We start from the raw sequence: 19,164 nt of genomic DNA, 5'->3' as shown, positions 1-19,164 counted from the left end.
ATTTTTTCCATCTATACTGGGAGAGTAATTATTTTTTAAGGAAAACAATATGTCCTTAACGAAAGCTCTTAGCGATATAATAAAAAATTTGCCACTTTATGAACAAGATAATTTTTCTAAGCTAGACCCTACGTTAAAAGCATTAATTACATCCGAACGACCGGATCTATATTTAGCTAATATTGGCTTGACTCAGGAAGAATATAAAAAGACGACTACAATTCCGGAGTCGATAAAAACTTATTTGGCTGAACAAATTATAAAAAAGGCTAATGGCGACAATGAGATGATTTTAAAAATCATACAGTCGATAATGAAATTAGAGTTTGAGGTAGAAACCCAGAATCCCATTCGTAGTGGGAATCGTTTTGTTGGCATATTAATGCGGACTTATGTTGCAAATCAAGAATGGATACCCATGGAAGGTGAGGAATTTAGTTTTGAGAAAGCCCAGGCTAATAATCTCATTCGCGAACGATATGAGGAGTCATCTATACCTGATTTAAAAGATTATGTAACAGTTCTAAATGACAATGTAAAAAAAATGTGGCTTTTAATGCAACAAGCTGGAAAGCAATGTCCAGGTTTTTCCTCCAAAGGTTTAATTTCTGCGCCTGTTTTCCAATGTACACAACTTTTGCCCCAGCTGAGTGCTGAAGAAATAAAGAGAGGGGAAAAGGCGATAACTCTAGAAACACCACCCCAAGAAGAGGGAGAAAGTTTTTTTGAGGCACTGGTAAAAGATGTAGAAATGCCAGAATTCTCGGACAATCCCCCTATTGAGACACATTTAAAAAATATCAAAGATCATATTAGAAATACCCCATGGAAAGTTGGTATTTTTTTTATTCTCTTTAAAGGCGGAGTGGATAATGATGACCAGCGAGTTCCCCATCGTATTGATAAGATTCTTAAAGAAATTAAGGCATTTGATGATGGAGAAGTTGATGCTAAAACTGCTTATGATAAAATCGTAAAATTCGCTCAAGAAGCGATTGAACATCCAGGTAAAGGACAAACTCAAGGCACAAAAGAATTTTATCTAGATATTGTTAATCATCGCGTGCTTGGCGATTATCCATTTGCTGAGCAGCAACAACCTAGTCAAGACGACACCGCTAAATTGATTTAATTTCTAAATGGAAGACGACTATATATATCTTCTATCGTAGCTTTCCTTAATACCAATGCTTGAGTAAATTGGGCTTATCTGAGCTCGCAGTCTCCCGTGAATGATCACCTTTGAAGAGCAGCATTTAATGCCTATACTTAAATTTCAAACTACTTAGTTGTATCGTCTACTATACTTAATAGGAATATATATAAGGAGATTATCATGGGTTATATTTTGGGGTGGTTATTAGGTGTTCCTATCAGTATCTTACTATTAATTTGGGTGGTTTCCCACGTACTTTAAAAGGACTTAATTATGCATAATCATAACATATCAACCGATCCTACAGCTTCTGATTGCTTACCCTATCAACCTCGTATGTCTTGGTCTGCAATCATTTCTGGAGCCTTTGTGGGAGTGGGACTAGGTTTTTTACTCCAACTGTTTGGTATTGCAATCAGTTTGAGTGCCTATAATTCTTCTTCCACTGGAGCAACTACCATTGCAATTGGAGGATTTCTTGGACTTTTAATTGGTGTCATTGCATCAATGGGTACCGCAGGTTTTGTAGCTGGATATTTAGGACGATATCATTATGGTCATTGTCATGGAGGCGTGCTCTATGGCTTTATAACATGGAGTATTTCCTTGTTATTAGCTGCCTTATTTGTAATGCCTTTAACCCACTATATTTCAGGGTATAATAAGGTTCTAGCGCCTACAGTGGTCGTTTCGGATACACTGCCGCAAAAGGTTGATCTCGCTACAGAGAACAAAAACTTGGGGCCTGCTACTCAGAATAAAGAAGCCGTCGCTAGCCAATCTCTTGTTAGAGTATCACCCGATACTTTAGAGGGTAGCTCCTGGCTGATATTTTTACTTTTTTTTGTGGGAGCGCTGTCCAGTTGTATAGGCGCTTGCTGTGGCATGAGTTGTAAACGAAAGGAAATAGCTAAGGTCACCTCAGAAACCCGCGTTGATGAGGATATGCGCTAACAGTAAAGCCCTTAAGAAAAAGCCAGGGACTTTCGTCTCTGGCTTTTTCTTTAAAACAATTTATTTGTTCATTATCCGAGTGGGACTTTACCCAATAAAACCAAAATGAGATATATCACCAAGATAAGTCCAATAATACTAGCAGGTCGATATCCCCATCCTCTACTGTATCCCCAAGTTGGTAATCCACCTATGAGAAAAAGAATCAATAAAATTAATATGATAGTACTAAGCATGATGACTTCCTTGATAAAAGAGTTGCATTTTAAGTATAGTACTGAACGAATATTTATGGGGTGAAAAGGATGGTTTTATCTCAATAGCTATAGTACTCTCAATATCCTGCATTTCTTTGCTTTTATGCAGCCAAAACTGCTTGTATTCTACCCAAGTAATCATTGATTTCTTTTTTCTTTTCGGCAAAAGAGAGAATCAGTTCCGCTCTATGGTTTAACCAAGTGGTGAGGAGAATGCAAACCGTTATGTACTATAATTAAACTGGGTTATCTATTTCAGATGTGTTCTACTAGGTAGGCTGTTTTTGTGCTGAAGATAAATTGAAACAATTAACTCTAAATGGAATTCTTAAGTCAATAGTGGCAATGGAATTGAGTTAAAATAGATAAGTGAGACTCTTTATGATATTTGGCATCTTAAACCTACCAGTTTGGGGATATGTTTTAGCAGTTTTTTTACTAACGCAAATCACCATTGCTTCAGTTACTCTATATTTGCATCGTTGCCAAACTCATCGAGCTTTAAGCTTCCATCCAATTGTGAGTCATTTTTTTCGATTCTGGCTTTGGTTGACCACCGGTATGGTGACAAAAGTGTGGGTTGCTATCCATCGTAAACACCATGCAATGACAGATGTTGAAGGGGATCCACATAGTCCCCAAGTTTCTAGTATAAAAAAAGTCTTTTGGCAGGTTCCGGAATTGTATCGCGAAGCAGCAAGAGACAAAGAGATGATTGAAAAATATTCTCATGGGACTCCAAATGACTGGATTGAGCGAAATTTATATTCTAGTCACTCAAGCCGTGGACTATTTCTTATGTTTCTAATCGATTTACTCCTATTTGGTATTCCTGGAATTACTGTTTGGGCGATACAAATGATGTGGATTCCGCTGTCTGCAGGGGTAGTGAATGGCGTAGGTCATTATTGGGGATATCGCAATTTTGAATGCCAGGATCAGTCAACCAATGTATTTCCTTTAGCCTTCTTAATAGGTGGGGAAGAACTTCATAATAATCATCACACCTATGCTTCTTCTGCTAAATTTTCTGTGAAATGGTGGGAATTCGACTTAGGTTGGTTTTATATACGTTGCCTAGGCTTTTTGGGGCTTGCTAAGGTAAAAAAATTACCTCCAAAATTAGCAAGAGACCATACCAAACTAGCTGTTGATTTACATACCATAAGAGCCGTCATTGGTAATCGTTTTCAAATTATGTCCGATTATTACAAAGGGGTGATTGTTCCCGTATTGAAAAATGAAAAACGCAAGCATATTAAAAATAAAAATGAATGGTATTTGTTTAAGTCGGCTAACCGTCTATTGCGCCAAGAAACTACAAATACAAATTCGCATTTGCAAGCCTTACTAAATCGTTTTGAACAATTACAGCTGGTTTATAATTATCGTCAATCATTGCAACAAATTTGGCTAAAAAAAGTATCCTCTCAAAAGGAGTTAATTGATTCTTTAAGCCAATGGTGCAAAAAAGCGGAAGAATCAGGGTTGGATGTGTTGCATCAATTTTCTCTTCGACTAAAAAGCTACGTTTTAATTGGTACAGATAGCTCAACCGTTGAGACGCGGCAACAAAACTAAACAAGTTTTTTTGCGTTTATGTTATCTAATTACTGGCAGTAAAACTGCATCAAAGTCTTTAGACTATAATTAAGATATAACGGGAAAAGAAATCTAAATGATGAATATCGAACCTCAAAAAGTTAGAAATATTCTTGCTAAAATAAAGCATTTTCAGGGAAAGATAGATGAATATCCCAAATTGACCACTCAGGAAGATACATCGCATATTTTATCTGATCCTGAGTATCAAAACCTACTTGCCACAATAAATAACTTACCTCCTGACCAACAAGCAACTTTGGTTGCTTTAATGTATATAGGTCAAGGAGATTTTAAAAAAAGCGAATTCGCTGAGGCGTTTAATGTCGCTCAAAATCAACTAACAAGGCATATAGGACAATATCTATTATCACAGCCCAACGTAATAAACCATATTGAAAATGGCCTAAATATTTTAGGCTTCACAAAAATGAAATAATAACGGTATAAATTTTAAAAGCGTAGTTGCTAGGCTTGATAAAGGAAAGTGCATTCAGATTTATATAGTCTACTGATTGCAAAGCCGTCTCGAAATCTTTCACGAAGATTTGCAAACTTCGAGACAGTACGCGACTAGTTATCAATATAAAGTATAATTATCACTATCATTCGATACAAAAAGCTCACGATTGGCTTCCATAAGATCGCGTGTTTCTTCGGCAAAGGCCAATAACTCAGTAACCTTTTCCAAATCTACCACATCACGAATAGACTCTTTCACATTCCCCGTTTTAAAAAGGGCTGGAACCCGTTTATCAGCTGCTTGGATCAATGTTTTTAATTCTCGTTTCACTTTTTTAAGTTCTTGAATTTTTTCAGGCAACTCAAGAAAATATTCCCTTATACCTTGATTGTATTCAGCAAAAGCTTCTGAAGTTAGGTTCTCTGTGCCCAAAGTAAATTTAGCAAAATTATTCATTTTTTCATTTTTAAAATAATTCTGTTTATTGGGTCTTCTTAAACTTTCTATCGTATCTTCATAGACGCCCTTTCGGAGCAAATGATTATGCACACGGCCCGGGATGAATGAGCCAGGATCATTAATTGCTTCAATTGATTTCTTTAACTCAGCAAATCTAACCTTTAATTCACTAGCGTCAACAACATAGGATAGTTTTTTTTTTTTGCTCATAGTTAAACCTTAATTAGGTAACCTAAAACAATTGTAGATTATTAGAACAGCTTAGGCAAATATTGATCGACCATTGGTTTTTATGTCATCTCATGACCGACGATTAATCAGATAAGGGAACGGTTGAAACCTTGGTTCCGCTTCGCTGCATCAAGCTACTTCTGCTTAAGGCGCGAAACAAAGGCATTGTCTTGAATATAAAATCGTAATAATTTGTCAGCCCACTCTTTGGCATAGGAAACACCAATTCTAGGTGTTTCTACAATATATTCTGGTTTTTTATATTCCATATCGTTAATAAATAGCTTATCGCTTAATAAATCCTGACCGTTTAATTGACGGTCAATAGACATAGATTGGCATAATAAGCCAGGCCCTTGAGTTCGTTCGTGGATGTTTGCGATGGGTTCAATGGCGCGGATTAATACCGCAGCGCCTACTCCGACAGATTCTGTTACCACATTTAAGCAAAAGTACCTGCCATAAATCATATAGACATACGCATATCCAGGCGGTCCAAACATAATTGCCGTGCGCTTTGTTAAACCTCGAGCAGTATGGGATGCTAAATCCTGCTCTCCCAAATAGGCTTCAACCTCTACTATTCTTCCTATTTTTTTTATTCCTTGAACCTCATGAACTAAGCAATGCCCAAGCAACTCTTTCGCCACTAGACTGGTCTCTCTATTATAAAATTCGCGCTGCAACTTATGCATATCAAAATTTCCTTAATGGCAGATCCTAGCAAAGACATTGGCCAATGACGGCAGTCCTTAATCCATGATAAGAAATAGTATATAAATCTGCTTCACTCAACTTTTGGTAGCTCATCAAATCGTTTTAAATCTATTAGCCTATCTTCCCAAGTTGAGCGACTTTCATAGAAAATATGCGCCGTTGGTTCAAGAGAAATATTATTATCTAATGAGCCTGCGGGCAAAATAACCTGGCTGTTTTCCTGTCTAGGAAGTGGGCTACCACAAATCTTGCAAAATGCTCGTTGTTTTCTTGTATTTTCTAACTTGAAGAAGCTAATATTATCTTTGCCTTTCTTCCATAATAATTGAGCCTCTTCAAAGAACACATTGGCACCATGAATCGTGCCAGTTTCTTTTCTACATCGACTACAGTGGCACAAATACATTGCTAGGGGTTTTTGTTCTGCTGTGATGACATACCGACAGGCACCACATAGACATTCCCCTTGATACTGATTCATTTTTAAACTCCTATTACTGGGTGAACATCCCTTAGTCATAACTCATTCTTATTGACATCAGGCCTAATTGAATCGAGGAAGTCTATAAATTACAAAAGAGGTTAGCAATAGTTTAGCTCCGTCATTTTAAACCCCTTTTGTTATTTCTATTAATAAGGTATCGTAACCACTTTTTTAATGACTTAAAATGAAATCACTTTGCGTTTATTTAGGGGCAAATTTTGGTAACCATCCCCTATTTACCCAAGCAGTAATTACCCTGGCCAATGAAATTGTTAAAAAAGATTTAACTCTTATCTATGGCGGTTCGAGTATGGGGTTAATGGGTCTTCTGGCTACTACAATAAAAGAAAATGGGGGCAAGGTGATTGGTGTAACAACTTCTCAGCTGCTCAAGAAGGAAATACCTCTTGAGACCTTAGATGCTCTCCATATCGTAGAAACCATGCAGGAAAGAAAATTATGGATGCAACAACATGCCGATGCATTCGTAGTCATGCCAGGGGGTTTAGGTACGCTTGAGGAAGCTTTGGAAACTTGGAATGCTATTAAAATAGGACTCCTCAGTAAACCTCTAGGATTTTTAAATATTCAAGACTATTTTAAGCATCTGCTCGAATTCATTGAAACCTGCACAACTAATGAATTCATAAGCCAAGAGCAAGCAAAAATTCCGCAAGTCAGTTCTGATCCTAAACTTCTTTTAGATCAGTTAGATACTCAACATTTACAACTTACTGGGCTTTAGAAGCTTAATATTCGTAAATAACCATAAAACATAAAAAATAGAGCTGGATAACAAAATCTTATTATCTGGTTTCAATCAATACAAAATTTGCAAACACTGACAAAATCATTTGCATTTTATACAAGATTTAGATTAATCTGGAAGTGCTCACAAGTATAAGGAGATCATGATGGGTAAAAAAAACGCAACAACTCAAGCAGTCAATGAGGATAAAGAAATAAATCACACTCGTGCAAACAAGCCACATTTCTTTAATCACAAGCCCAAAAAAACACATCAACCAACCCAGGCTCGAGAAATACGCGCGCAAGAGACTAATTCTTTATTAACTGAAATTTTAAGCGAATTAAAAACTAAAAATAAGCTTAAACTCGAGGAACAGAACGCTCGAAAAGAGAAAGAAGAAAGAAAAGCAAAAGCGGATGAAGAAGAGAAAGCCAGAGATGAAGCTCGGTTCGAAGAAGTCCGATATTCAATGTACATTTAAATTCTACTTAACCAATTAACAGTTTCGCTGTTAATTGGTTTTATTTCTTAACAAAACTCAAACTATTTCATGCGAATTTCTTCCTGCAGCTCACATCTATACAAGGCTAATAGTATTAATTTCTTATACCTATAGTCTAAGCAAAATAGTAAATGCACATAACCATAGAACAAATCATTTGATTCGATTAAATTGCAATGACTTTAGAAGGGTAAATGTTTAAAGAAATAATATTTTTTTCTACGAGTTTTTTCTTCTATTGAAAGCAATTATGAGAGTTTCTAGGAGTACAAAATGACATTAACAAAAATTAAAGGCTTCTTTCCTTATATGATGCTTGTTTTCTTTAATACTTTTATTGATTTAGGTCATAAAATATTAATACAAGATACACTCTATCAAACGCTAACTGGGCCAGCCTACACCATTTTTTCATCGATAATTAATGCACTAATTCTCTTACCTTATATTTTATTATTTACCCCCTCTGGATTTATTGCTGATAAATTTCCCAAAGCAAAAGTGTTGCAAGTGACTGCGGCCGCTGCGATTCCTTTAACTATTCTGGTCACTTGCTGTTATTTTCGGGGATATTTTTGGGGAGCGTTTTCATTGACTTTTTTATTAGCGATTCAAAGCGCACTGAATTCACCAGCAAAATATGGTTACATTAAGGAATTATTTGGTAAAGAGCATCTCTCTCAAGTCAATGCCATCATTCAAACCTTAACAATTATTGCTATTCTTGCTGGCACGATTGTTTTTACTTCTATTTTTAGCTACTGCATAAAAATTACTGGTTTACAAAGTAGTAATGACAAAATTTTATTACTTCAATCCTTTGCACCAGCAGGATTTTTGCTGATTGCTTTTTCAATTTTTGAAACATTGATGACCTTTAATTTAGTAAAAAATAAAGCGGTCGATCCCCAATCGCATTATGAATTATCTCACTATTTTAAAGGCAGATATTTAAAGTCCTATTTCAACAAAACTCGTCAGTCTCCCATCATTTTTTCATGCATGATTGGCTTATCTGTGTTTTGGGCTATCAACCAAGTTCTCTTGGCAAGTTATGGGGCTTATTTAAAAGATCATGTCGGGCCGGTTAGTGTTTTCTTTGCTCAAGGGTCGCTTGCCATGGCGGGAATTGGCATTTTATCGGGAGCTTTGTATGCGGGTAGAGTATCTAAAGGATTTGTAGAAACGGGTTTGATTCCGGTAGCGGCCATTGGCATTGCTTTTGGACTTTTTATCCTCTCTTTTCTCTCTAATACTACAGCTATTGTCATGCTGTTTTTAGTCTATGGTTTTTTTGGCGGCATGTTCATTGTTCCACTTAATGCCTTAATCCAGTTTAATGCACCGCGACAAGAATCGGGTAAGGTCCAATCGGCAAACAACTTTCTACAAAATTGCTTTATGTTAAGTTTTTTAGGAGTGACTGTAGTTCTCAGTGTAATGGGTGTGGACAGCCAATACTTGCTTTATGGTTTATTTGTTATTGCCTTAATTGGTTCGATTTATACCCTCGCTACTTTGCCACAATCCCTGATCCGCTATGGGTTGTATTTTATCGCTTCACGATTTTATCGTCTTAGTGTTCATCAATTAGATAACCTACCTTCTTCCGGTGGCGTTTTATTACTTGGAAATCACGTTAGCTTTATCGACTGGGCTGTGTTGCAAATGGCTTGTCCTCGCCCGATACGTTTTGTAATGGAACGCTCAATTTATGAAATTTGGTACTTAAACTGGTTATTCAAGATATTTAAAGTTATTCCTATTGCCCCAGGTGCTAGTCAAAAAGCGCTGGTAGAAATTAATAATGCTTTAAATAAGGGTGAAGTAGTTGCTCTGTTTCCCGAAGGACGGCTCACTCGAAATGGCCAAATGGGGACTTTCCGCAGTGGTTTTGAACGCGCTGCTATCGATGCAAATGCAATCATCATTCCCTTCTACATTCACGGTCTGTGGGGTTCTAAAACCTCATACAGGAAGGAATATGATAGAAAAATTAAATCGGGCAATCCTCGCCGAGTGTGTGTGGTTTATGGATCTAAAATGGATATCTCAAGCAATGCTCGGGAGGTCAAACAAAAGGTAGCCGAGCTTTCTATCCAAGCGTGGAAATATTCCATTAGTGAACTTAAAAACATCCAGTCCGAATGGCTTTATCAAGTAAAAAAAAGGAAGCAATTACCAGCAATTATTGAAGAAAATGGCAAAGAAATCTCCATGCAACGATTACTAAGTCTCGTACTTTTCTTGAGTCGAAAAATAAAAACATATCTGCATCAACAACAGAATGTTGGCCTAGTTTTACCGACCAGTACAGCAGGGGTAATAACTAATTTAGCGATTCTCATTTCGGGTAAAACAATAGTTAATTTAAACTATACTTCAGGTGCCTTATCGTTTGAATCCGCGATGAAACAAGCCTCCATTCGTACAATAATTTCTTCACGTCAATTTTTAACACAATTGGAAAAACGAGGTATCCTACTCAATGAAATATTAGCATCAGTCCGCGTCATCTATCTGGAGGACCTAGAATTCCAGAAAAACAAAACTACTATCTTTAGTTATGGTCTGCTGACTCAATGGATGCCAGCCAGTTTAATCAAACTTCTTTTCTTCAAAAAAAGCGATATTCACTCAACGGCAGCTATTTTATTTAGTAGCGGTTCTGAGGGCGAACCTAAAGGGGTGAAGCTAACTCATGCGAATTTATTAGGCAACATCAATCAGGTAGCAACGGTGTTTGGTATAGAAAACCAGGATCTTATGCTAAGTTCCTTGCCCCTATTTCATGCTTTTGGCCTGACTGTCACTACATTAATGCCTCTATTGAAAGGGATCCCGATACTTTGCTACCCCGATCCCACCAAATCCTTAGTTATTGCTAAATTGATTTATAAATATAAGCTAACTCTTTTCTGTTCAACCTCTAGCTTACTGAGGTTGTACACTCAAAATGCCGCGATTCACCCGCAAATGTTGCAATCATTGCGCATGGTAGTTGCTGGCGCAGAAAAATTATCCCCGGCTGTTTATAAAGAATTTAAAGAAAAATTTAGTCTAGAAATTTATGAGGGCTACGGTGCAACTGAGGTAGCGCCAGTAGCAAGCTGCAATTTGCCAGATGCGCTTTCTACGGATGATTGGCATATTCACAAAGCGGGAAAAACAGGTTCAGTCGGACTCCCCTTACCGGGCTGTGCTTTCAGAGTGGTCGATCCAGATACCCTACAAGACCTAGCTCTCGGGGAAGATGGGCTTGTGTTGATAGGTGGCACGCAAGTGATGGAGGGTTATTTGAATTTACCTGAAAAAACGCAGGAAGTGCTGATTCATAACGATAACTTTATCTGGTACAAAACCGGCGATAAAGGCCATCTGGATGAGGACGGCTTTCTTACGATTGTTGACAGGTATTCACGTTTTGCCAAGGTTGCAGGCGAAATGGTTAGTCTAAGCCAGATTGAACAAGAATGGCAGCACCATGCTCAGGAGGAAAATATCGACCTCATGGCGCTTTCAATACCGGATGAAAAAAAGGGAGAAAAACTAGTTCTCCTTTACTCTGCAAACATAGCTGAAAAGGAGTTATGGCAGCGTTTGATTGCAACCAATCTTCCTAAACTTCGCCTACCGGGGCAAATTAAACAACTCGCTGTGTTACCAAAGCTTGGCAATGGTAAGCGAGATTATCAACTCGCTAAGCAATTGCTAACTCAATAAGTTCTTTTTAAACGATCAAAAATATGTGGAACCCAGGGACGCATTGCAATAACCAATGCAGTCCCATGGCGTTTTTCTATCGGAATGTCCACTGTATCTCGACAAAGTTTGACGAATTCATTCGCCGCTTTATTAAGAAATTGTTGAAATAACAGGTTATCTTGCTCGCTCAGCATACCACTTCTAACCAAATATAATTCGCTGGGATTTTCAAAATTGCAGGTAAAAAAATCATTCTGAATTTTTTCCTGAAAAAAGCGCTGAATTGGACCGTCGGGAATCCAATGAAAATCAGGATCAATCAAGCGTTTAAAACGATTACCAGGCTGTAACTCGATAAATTTCATTCGATCCAGGCGAGCAACATATTGAATCAAAGCATGTTCGGAAATGGTGTAATATTGCAAAATATCATTGAACGTCCAATGATTAAGAATGCTGATGGCGACAAGTAACAATTCCAACTCGCTAACTAGCTCCTTTTCCTGATTTTCTGATAAATGCAAAATATGCGTTTTTCCTTTCTCTAAAAGCGCAAATAATTCGGATAGGGACATACTAAGACAAGAACAAATCCCCTCTAAACGACTTAAGCTGATATCTTCTTGCGTAAACATGCGCTTGACACTGGCTTCCGATAACTTCAGCTTTTCTGCAAGCAATTTATAAGTAAACCCTTGGGAACGAAGCTGTTTTTTTAACATTAAAAATAGATCATCTAGTTGCGTCATAGTTTATAATTTCCTCTATTGCCTAGCTGCTAAAATAGGCTCTCAGGTAGAATGAGTAAAGTACTTGAGCTATAGTCAATGCCAAAATTCCACTGTAGAACTACTTTTAATGACAAAACCACTATGGAATCTTTCCAGCCGCATTCATAAACTCAATTATTTTCCTAATAACGAGGTTGTTTGCTATGTTAAACGAGATGATGAGTTAGGTTGCGGGGTTAGTGGTTCCAAATTGCGTAAGTATGCCAGTTTAATGCCTTATTTAATGAACAAGGGAATTAGGCATCTCATCATTATTGCCGGTCCTCAATCCAATAATTTACTAGCCGCCCTGCAAATGGCTAGAGAATTTAAGTTACAACCCACTGCATTTTTGTTAAAACCGCGAAATTTAGAGATCCAAGGCAATTTTAAATTGAGCAGTCTCTTTTTAAGTGAACAAGAAATCATTTGGGTCGATCGTCATGATTGGCCCAAAGTCGAAGAACTCGCTCATCAGTATCTGCAGGAACTTGAAGAACCTGGATTTGTCCTTAGTGAAGGCGCTAGTGTGACAGAAGCAATGGGTGGAGCAAGTAGTATTGCGATTGATATCTTAAATAATGAAAAATCATCAGGCGTGAATTTTCAGCATATTTTTGTCGATGCCGGTACCGGTTTTTCTGCTGCGGCATTGATAAAAGGATTGAAGGAATTAAATCACCCAGCATTCATTCATGTTCTTTTATTAGCCGATGAGGAAAACACTTTTCGCCACAAACTTAAGAATTGGATAGGGTCTATCCCATTACAAGTTCGTTGCTTTTACCCAGCTACCGCAAGATCATTTGGTGCCGTCAATCAAACGATTAAAAACGAAATAAAACGCTTAGCGCGAGAAGAAGGGATATTAGCTGACCCAATATACTCAGCCAAATTATTCCATTCGGCAAGAAAACACATTGAAACCGAACAACTGAAAGGCAAGGTATTAATCATTCATTCTGGCGGTACATTAACTATGGCTGGGTTTGAATGGTAATACTAGACCTTGCTGAGCGATATTGCAGGAAACTTCATCTTAAACTTAATAAAAAGAATATAGCGGGGCTAATACTCAAAACGGAAGATATCTTCATCATCTTCACGAATCTCAGGGATAACTCCATTACTTTTTTCGTTTTCCTCTCTAAGCTTAGGTAATAAAATATCAGTAGCGGTCACTAGATCATAGACCTTTTCTTCCAGGGATTCTTGCTGACTCTGTAAGGCATTCAGGACTCTTCTCTGCTTTCTTATATCCTCATATTGGCACTCATAAGTATCCAGCCTATCATCCAGTTTTTTGTTTGTTTCACGTAGTGCTTGAATTTCTTTCGGTAATCCACGCGATTTCTCAAGATAATTACAGACCTTTTTAGCTTCATCAATTGACGATTGCGGTATAAAAAATAGAAAAATACTCTTAAAAAATCCGGGATTATTATCAGCCAAATAAGAAGACCAAAACGTTGCTTGCTGATTTCTAGAAGTATTTTCAAGTTCAGCTTGTTTATCATTAATGGTTTTTTCATTTTTTTGTTTTACTTCTTTTACAGCGCTTATTTGGCTATCTAAATGTGAATTAATATCCTTCAATAATGCCAATTTATCCTTCATTTTATCTACTTTATCAGAAATTCTTAAAAGTGATGTCTCTAATTGATTACGAAGAACTAAGACATGCTCATCCTCAAGAGTTGCTAAATAGTTCCTTTCCTCAACCCCTGATAATACGCTAGATAACATGGCTACTGCTGGCTCCAAATATCCCTTAATATAAAAATCGTCTACGGTTAAAACCCATTTAGCAACCTTAACTATTTTAGCACCAGCATCTTTTGTATTTTTGTCTAGAACTTTATCTTCAATAGACATTTAAGTCTTCCTCAATATAGAAAAAATTTGCCTTTGCTTAATTTTAGGGCATTTATATTAAGAAAATATTATGCTGAGCTAAAATGTTCTGCTCTTTAAGTAGAGAGAGAACTTCGTTGAAGCAGGATTCTTAACTCCTATGTAACAAAATAGTTAAGATCACTCAAAAAAAGAAATTATTGCTTGCTTTTAATATTTTCATAATGTTTTGTCTTTATTCTGATCACAGCTAACAAATTGTGAGATCAGCCCCATGCAAACAAAATTTGAGCAAGCCCCAAGTCAAAAATCTACTCATTCAACTGAATATCTAAAACTAATATCGAAATTAATAACTTCTGTTTTCTTGTTTTATGACAAAACGGCCATGTTTAAAGTCAAGCCTATTGTTCAAGGAAGTATGGGGCTTTTGCTACATGGGGTCGATTTTCCAGAGGGTGAAAATCCTGACGATGTGGATATAGTTGTTTCTCAGCCAGCGCTGGCGCAGCAGATAATGCTCGCCCTAGCTGAGCAACTAAAAACACAAGAGTCGCCCTATCAAATACAAACCTTTAATTCAAGGGGTCCAAGACTAGTTTATGATTTTGATATTGTTGATACGAGCGGAAAGCATCCCAATCTAAAAATCCAACTCATCAATAAGGAAGACTTTGGTTTAAGTCATGTCACCGCTGTTGAAAAAGAAGGAATTCCGGTTTTACCTGCAAAAGAAGCCTTCATGAGTTTAGAAGATCGAATTGAAAAAGCCGGTTCCAGAAAGAAAGATAAATATGCTTATTTCACACTACTTGATCTCTACGGTGAGGAGTTTATTAAAGATAGCTATTTTATAGAAACAGGAAAAAGCAGAGAGCTTAAAGACTACTTAGCACTTTCTACTGAGGAGCGGCACCATTTAAGAGATGCTGAAGAAGCACCTAAACGAGGAAGAACACGTCGCATGCGCACACATGCTCAGGAAGATATGTTTACTGTTCCTACAATTAGTGGCCAACATCTTGCGGATAGCGCCCCGATCGTAACCTTCAGTTCATCCTCTCAATCTAACTCAGGAACAGCGAGTCAGGTAGGTATGTTTAAACAAACATCATCTAGAAAGCAAGATGAGAGCCTCAAAGATGATCCAAAACCCTCAAGTTCAAGCCACGGCGCAGAGTTAAATATCTAGGCTCCTTGATTTCCAAATCAAGCAGCAAGCAGCCCTCGGCTGCTTGATTTATACAGAGAATTATTTACCATAGAATGATGGAAAGTCGCCCACAGTTACTGAGACAATAAAACCCGTACTTTATGCCTTTTCTGCGCAACTTAATCTTCTTGGCGATGAGTCCAAAATCAAATCACCATGATTGGTGTGGTATTTATGAGATTGTCGGGAAAAAATCTGGATTATCCGATTCGCTAACGACTCATAATTTCTTAGCCATCGCGATGTCCTCAGGGTGACTTTCGTAACCATGGAGATGGTTAAATGGCAGCTCTATATAGTTCAGTTTCAGGTAAAAATTTTTTGCGACTTTTGAGGCCTCAATGTGTACTGTAATGAATCCAACCTGTCGGAGCCATCGCTCGCAAAGTTCCAAAAATTGGCCACCGATACCCTGATTACGATAGGGTTCATCAATCACAATAATACGCATGGCTGCTCGATGATTTGGCCATTGTTGGATGTGAGCATACCCCACAATGTCAGAGCCTTGATACAGTAGAAAATGAATATGTTTTGGATCATCAAAGGTCCACGTATAGGGATCGGGGATCCCGGTCCTATCAAAAAAATAAAAATGCCGTAAATGCTTCGCCGCTGCCCATTCTCGTGGGGTGAGTGCATGAACAATCCTGAGTCCTTTAAAACCTGTTTTTTTATCAATCTCTGCAATAAAGGAATCTTTACCTAAACAATAAGCGTCCATATCATGAGGATATTGAACAGCCAAGCTCTGTTTCAATTTTCCATAAGCCTTTCTATCCTCGGGATTTGCTCTCATCCAATTACGAAATTTTAAATGTCTTTCAATCTCAGGATTGCCTACTTCAAATACATGAGCATGATGGGTGCGATGATTTCCTCCTTTTTGAAAATATCGTCGAAAAAGAATCCCATATTCACCCCTCGCCTCGTAACCCAGCTTTCCCATGAGCAGATTAGCTGCATCCACTTTACTAATATCTTTAACCACGGGAATCATATCAATGACCGGTTTGGCCGCTAATCCTGGAACTGCCGTTGAACCCATATGATGAATTTCAATGCAATTATCACCTAAAGCATTTTTTACCAGACTTGCTTCCAGTGAAAATTGAGTTGGCCAAGCGGGATCATAGGGAACTACTTCAATTAATCGTTGATCGTTCATAGGCTAATTAAGTGGTTCGTATTCGGATGTTGAGCCAAGGCCCAATATTGTACCTACTCTGATGCAGATGAAAAGTCTAGAGTTCGTTCTTCCTTCAAATTTTTCCATATATGTAACACGGCATAACTACGCCAAGGACGCCAAAGCTGCGACATTTCCTCCGCCTGTTTGGGTGAAACACCACCTAGGTTATTGCGAAGGGCGATATCTTCTTTGGGAAAAGCATCTGGCCAATGTAGTGCACGCATAGCGATATAATGAGCCGTCCATTGACCAATACCTGGAAGTTCGGTCAATTTTTTTATAGTTATTTCAGGACTCATTCCGACATCAAGACTAATGGTTTCTGATACAAAAGCTTGTGCTAATGCAATTATAGATTTCGCACGGGCGCTCACTATTCCTAATCCCGCAATATCATCGACAGTCGCGCTAGCTACACGCTCGGGTTGAGGCGAGAGCAGACTTAGCTCTGGAAATGGAGTTGTAAGCTCCTCACCGAATGCCACAGCAAAACGGCAGGCAATCGTTGTCGCTGCTTTTACGGTGATCTGCTGGCCTAAAATAGCTCGAATTGCCATCTCAAACCCATCAAATGCACCCGGAAGACGCAAACCAGGATTTTTGCTTAGGCTGTTTTTTAAACGCTCATCCTTCATCAATTGAGCAATGATAAGATCGGCTCTAGTGTTCAAATCAAACATATTCCGCAAGCGCCCTAGTAAAGTAGGTAATACCGGCGTCAAAGAGTAAGATAGTTCCACCATCAGTGCATTTTTTTGTGGAGCATTCATTACTTTGATCCAACCACTATGTTTACCCAAACGGATGGTACGCAAATAGCTCTCGTTAGTAACGTGCTCGACCCCCTTGATCATCCTCGCACTTAGGAACTCGAGCAAACTCGGCCAATCGTAAGGGGGGCGATAGCTGAGTTGGAGCGTTATCGCATCCATACGATCGATGTCTTTTTCATGCTTAGCTACTTCTTTACGCAGACGCGTGGGGGGCATTTTGTAGTGCCTAATAAAGGCGTCGTTGAACCGCCGCAGGCTAGAAAAACCACTGGCAAAAGCAACTTTAATAATGGGCAACCTTGTTTCAGTGAGCAACTGCTTGGCTAGCAATAAGCGACGCGTTTGGATGAGTTCAATGGGTGATACGCCAAATTCTTTTTGCAGAATGCGGCGCAATTGTCGAGAACCAATTGAGAATTGCTGGGCAATATCCTCAAGATTTGCGCCATCCCTAATCAACTTTTCTTCCAGTTGCCGTGCTATTAAATAGGCGATGCGTCGTGTACTATCTGCAGGCGCATTACCAGGTGCTAACTCTGGACGACAGCGCAAACAGGGTCGAAAAGACGACTTTTCTGCTGCTTCACGGCTTTCAAAAAAACGACAATTTTCCAGTTTTGGGGTTTTAGCCGGACAGATTGGTCGACAATAAATACCCGTCGAAGTGACGCCGACAAAAAATACGCCATCAAAGCGGGGATCGTGTGACCTAAGGGCATTGTATGCCACATTCCCATCAATCATGAGAGAGACCTTGTTGAGGCATTTGTTTGAATTATAGTTAAGTTAATCCCGATTTTCTCGCCATTTTCGGACATTACTATTTTTTTGTTTTGATGTCCGAAAATAGCGAGAATTATTCTTCAATCAGACTATAGTTGGATCAAAGTTCCGGGAGAAAGCCAATGAGTTATGTATATAAAATGATGAAATCACCGGTTGGTGAACTTAAATTAGTAGCAAGCGAAAAAGGGTTGGCAGCAATTCTTTGGGAAGGAGATAATCCAAAACGAGTTCGGCTTAATTCCCCAGAAGAATCTAAAAATCACCCCATTCTTGTTGAAACAGAAAATCAATTAAAAGCTTATTTTGCCGGGATGCTAAAACAATTTTCTCTGAAACTTGATTTTGTCGGCACCGAATTTCAAAAAAAGGTTTGGCATGCTCTGATAACTATTCCTTTTGGCGAAACACGAAGTTATGGGCAAATAGCTCAACAAATTGGACATCCTACAGCAGTACGTGCTGTGGGTGCAGGGAATGGCAAAAATCCCATCTCCATCATCGTACCCTGTCATCGCGTCATTGGTTCTAATGGCAAATTAACAGGTTTTGCGGGTGGGCTAGAAACCAAAGCCTATCTATTGCAGCTAGAATCGCAAAAATAATCCTGGGCAACAATCATGATGACAGGTCAGGATTATGATTCTTCCGATAGCAAGAATTCTTCTAATTTGATATAAGCCTAGGTATCGGAATTGATTGACGGCTTGACCATGAAAGAAATTATTTTAGCAACCTCTAATAAAGGTAAGATCGCTGAGTTAGAAGCCATTTTATCCTCCTGGCACTGCATTGCGCAACGCAGTTTGGGGATCTCTGATGCAGAAGAAATCGGCTTGAGTTTTATTGAAAATGCTATTATAAAAGCACGTCATGCCAGTCTGCTGGCTAATAAACCTGCCTTGGCCGATGATTCGGGTTTGGTTGTGCATGCACTTAACGGCGCACCGGGCATTTATTCTGCACGGTTTGCAGGAGCAAATGCGAATGACGAAGATAACATCAACCTACTTTTAGATAAGCTTGCCCACACTCCAGACTCACAACGCCAAGCTTTTTTCTACTGTGCCATTGCTCTAGTCGAACATGCTAAAGACCCCACCCCCTTAATTGCCACAGGAAAATTTTCCGGGACCATTAGTAAAATGCGAATGGGTGAACAAGGATTTGGCTACGACCCCATTTTTTATCTTGCTAGCCACCACTGCACAGTCGCGCAATTGCCTGCTAAGATTAAAAATACGATTAGTCACCGCGCACAAGCTTTAAATCAGTTGCGCCAACAATTAGAAATTTAA

At 38.5% G+C, this 19,164-nt stretch carries 19 protein-coding genes; 11 read left to right on the top strand and 8 right to left on the bottom strand.

What is annotated here, in order from left to right:
* Window positions 1-49: 49 nt before the first annotated feature.
* The gene (locus tag Ldro_RS02960) at window positions 50-1,132 is read left to right on the top strand and encodes a hypothetical protein (protein ID WP_058494944.1); all 1,083 of its coding nucleotides are present in this window, start codon (window positions 50-52) and stop codon (window positions 1,130-1,132) included.
* Window positions 1,133-1,429: 297 nt separating this feature from the next.
* Window positions 1,430-2,110: a hypothetical protein gene (locus tag Ldro_RS02955; RefSeq protein ID WP_238583946.1), complete on the top strand. Its 681-nt coding sequence runs from the start codon at window positions 1,430-1,432 to the stop codon at window positions 2,108-2,110.
* A gap of 71 nt (window positions 2,111-2,181) precedes the next feature.
* Here the strand turns inward: Ldro_RS02955 and Ldro_RS15890 are convergent, their stop codons facing one another.
* Complete coding sequence (locus tag Ldro_RS15890) at window positions 2,182-2,346, bottom strand: DUF3309 family protein (RefSeq protein ID WP_065235894.1); 165 nt, start codon at window positions 2,344-2,346, stop codon at window positions 2,182-2,184.
* Window positions 2,347-2,748: 402 nt separating this feature from the next.
* Here Ldro_RS15890 and Ldro_RS02950 point away from each other — a divergent pair, with 402 nt between their 5' ends.
* A complete protein-coding gene (locus tag Ldro_RS02950) occupies window positions 2,749-3,948 on the top strand; it encodes a DesA family fatty acid desaturase (RefSeq protein WP_058494943.1) in 1,200 nt (399 codons plus the stop codon).
* A 97-nt stretch (window positions 3,949-4,045) separates the two neighbouring features.
* Window positions 4,046-4,408 (top strand): DUF3775 domain-containing protein, encoded by a 363-nt coding sequence (locus Ldro_RS02945; protein ID WP_058494942.1) that lies wholly within the window; start codon window positions 4,046-4,048, stop codon window positions 4,406-4,408.
* A gap of 141 nt (window positions 4,409-4,549) precedes the next feature.
* Here Ldro_RS02945 and Ldro_RS02940 read toward each other — a convergent pair whose 3' ends face one another.
* From Ldro_RS02940 to Ldro_RS02930, 3 genes are all read right to left on the bottom strand, one after another.
* Window positions 4,550-5,101 (bottom strand): hypothetical protein, encoded by a 552-nt coding sequence (locus tag Ldro_RS02940; protein WP_058494941.1) that lies wholly within the window; start codon window positions 5,099-5,101, stop codon window positions 4,550-4,552.
* Between the two features lie 155 nt (window positions 5,102-5,256).
* The gene (locus tag Ldro_RS02935; RefSeq protein WP_058494940.1) at window positions 5,257-5,817 is read right to left on the bottom strand and encodes a DNA-3-methyladenine glycosylase; all 561 of its coding nucleotides are present in this window, start codon (window positions 5,815-5,817) and stop codon (window positions 5,257-5,259) included.
* 92 nt (window positions 5,818-5,909) lie between these two features.
* Complete coding sequence (locus tag Ldro_RS02930; RefSeq protein WP_058494939.1) at window positions 5,910-6,320, bottom strand: GFA family protein; 411 nt, start codon at window positions 6,318-6,320, stop codon at window positions 5,910-5,912.
* Between the two features lie 187 nt (window positions 6,321-6,507).
* Here Ldro_RS02930 and Ldro_RS02925 point away from each other — a divergent pair, with 187 nt between their 5' ends.
* From Ldro_RS02925 to Ldro_RS02915, 3 genes are all read left to right on the top strand, one after another.
* Window positions 6,508-7,068 carry an LOG family protein gene (locus Ldro_RS02925; RefSeq protein WP_065235893.1) on the top strand — a complete coding sequence of 187 codons (561 nt, stop codon included), beginning with the start codon at window positions 6,508-6,510 and terminating at the stop codon, window positions 7,066-7,068.
* A gap of 166 nt (window positions 7,069-7,234) precedes the next feature.
* Window positions 7,235-7,555, top strand: coding sequence for a hypothetical protein (locus Ldro_RS02920; RefSeq protein WP_131764386.1), 321 nt, complete (start codon window positions 7,235-7,237; stop codon window positions 7,553-7,555).
* Between the two features lie 294 nt (window positions 7,556-7,849).
* Window positions 7,850-11,299, top strand: a complete 3,450-nt coding sequence (locus Ldro_RS02915; RefSeq protein ID WP_058494937.1) for an acyl-[ACP]--phospholipid O-acyltransferase — start codon at window positions 7,850-7,852, stop codon at window positions 11,297-11,299.
* Here the strand turns inward: Ldro_RS02915 and Ldro_RS02910 are convergent.
* Entirely contained in the window at window positions 11,293-12,030 is a 738-nt protein-coding gene (locus Ldro_RS02910; RefSeq protein ID WP_058494936.1) for a helix-turn-helix domain-containing protein, read from the bottom strand. The genes Ldro_RS02915 and Ldro_RS02910 overlap by 7 nt on opposite strands.
* A gap of 109 nt (window positions 12,031-12,139) precedes the next feature.
* On the opposite strand from Ldro_RS02910, the gene Ldro_RS02905 reads away from it, so the two are divergent.
* Window positions 12,140-13,051, top strand: a complete 912-nt coding sequence (locus Ldro_RS02905) for a pyridoxal-phosphate dependent enzyme (RefSeq protein ID WP_058494964.1) — start codon at window positions 12,140-12,142, stop codon at window positions 13,049-13,051.
* Between the two features lie 68 nt (window positions 13,052-13,119).
* On the opposite strand, the gene Ldro_RS02900 is transcribed toward Ldro_RS02905, so the two are convergent.
* Entirely contained in the window at window positions 13,120-13,926 is an 807-nt protein-coding gene (locus Ldro_RS02900; RefSeq protein ID WP_058494935.1) for a hypothetical protein, read from the bottom strand.
* A gap of 253 nt (window positions 13,927-14,179) precedes the next feature.
* On the opposite strand from Ldro_RS02900, the gene Ldro_RS02895 reads away from it, so the two are divergent.
* Window positions 14,180-15,097 (top strand): hypothetical protein, encoded by a 918-nt coding sequence (locus Ldro_RS02895; RefSeq protein WP_058494934.1) that lies wholly within the window; start codon window positions 14,180-14,182, stop codon window positions 15,095-15,097.
* A 241-nt stretch (window positions 15,098-15,338) separates the two neighbouring features.
* On the opposite strand, the gene Ldro_RS02890 is transcribed toward Ldro_RS02895, so the two are convergent.
* Window positions 15,339-16,286, bottom strand: a complete 948-nt coding sequence (locus Ldro_RS02890) for a bifunctional GrpB family protein/GNAT family N-acetyltransferase (RefSeq protein ID WP_058494933.1) — start codon at window positions 16,284-16,286, stop codon at window positions 15,339-15,341.
* 53 nt (window positions 16,287-16,339) lie between these two features.
* Complete coding sequence (locus tag Ldro_RS02885) at window positions 16,340-17,827, bottom strand: AlkA N-terminal domain-containing protein (RefSeq protein ID WP_058494932.1); 1,488 nt, start codon at window positions 17,825-17,827, stop codon at window positions 16,340-16,342.
* A gap of 161 nt (window positions 17,828-17,988) precedes the next feature.
* Here Ldro_RS02885 and Ldro_RS02880 point away from each other — a divergent pair, with 161 nt between their 5' ends.
* Complete coding sequence (locus tag Ldro_RS02880; RefSeq protein WP_058494931.1) at window positions 17,989-18,471, top strand: methylated-DNA--[protein]-cysteine S-methyltransferase; 483 nt, start codon at window positions 17,989-17,991, stop codon at window positions 18,469-18,471.
* A gap of 108 nt (window positions 18,472-18,579) precedes the next feature.
* Window positions 18,580-19,164 (top strand): RdgB/HAM1 family non-canonical purine NTP pyrophosphatase, encoded by a 585-nt coding sequence (gene rdgB / locus Ldro_RS02875; RefSeq protein WP_058494930.1) that lies wholly within the window; start codon window positions 18,580-18,582, stop codon window positions 19,162-19,164.

The sequence above is a fragment of the Legionella drozanskii LLAP-1 genome (genome assembly GCF_001467585.1).
Taxonomy (GTDB): domain Bacteria; phylum Pseudomonadota; class Gammaproteobacteria; order Legionellales; family Legionellaceae; genus Tatlockia; species Tatlockia drozanskii.
The sequence above is the reverse complement of the archived record's forward strand: the minus strand, read 5'-3'. Positions and strand labels throughout refer to the sequence as shown.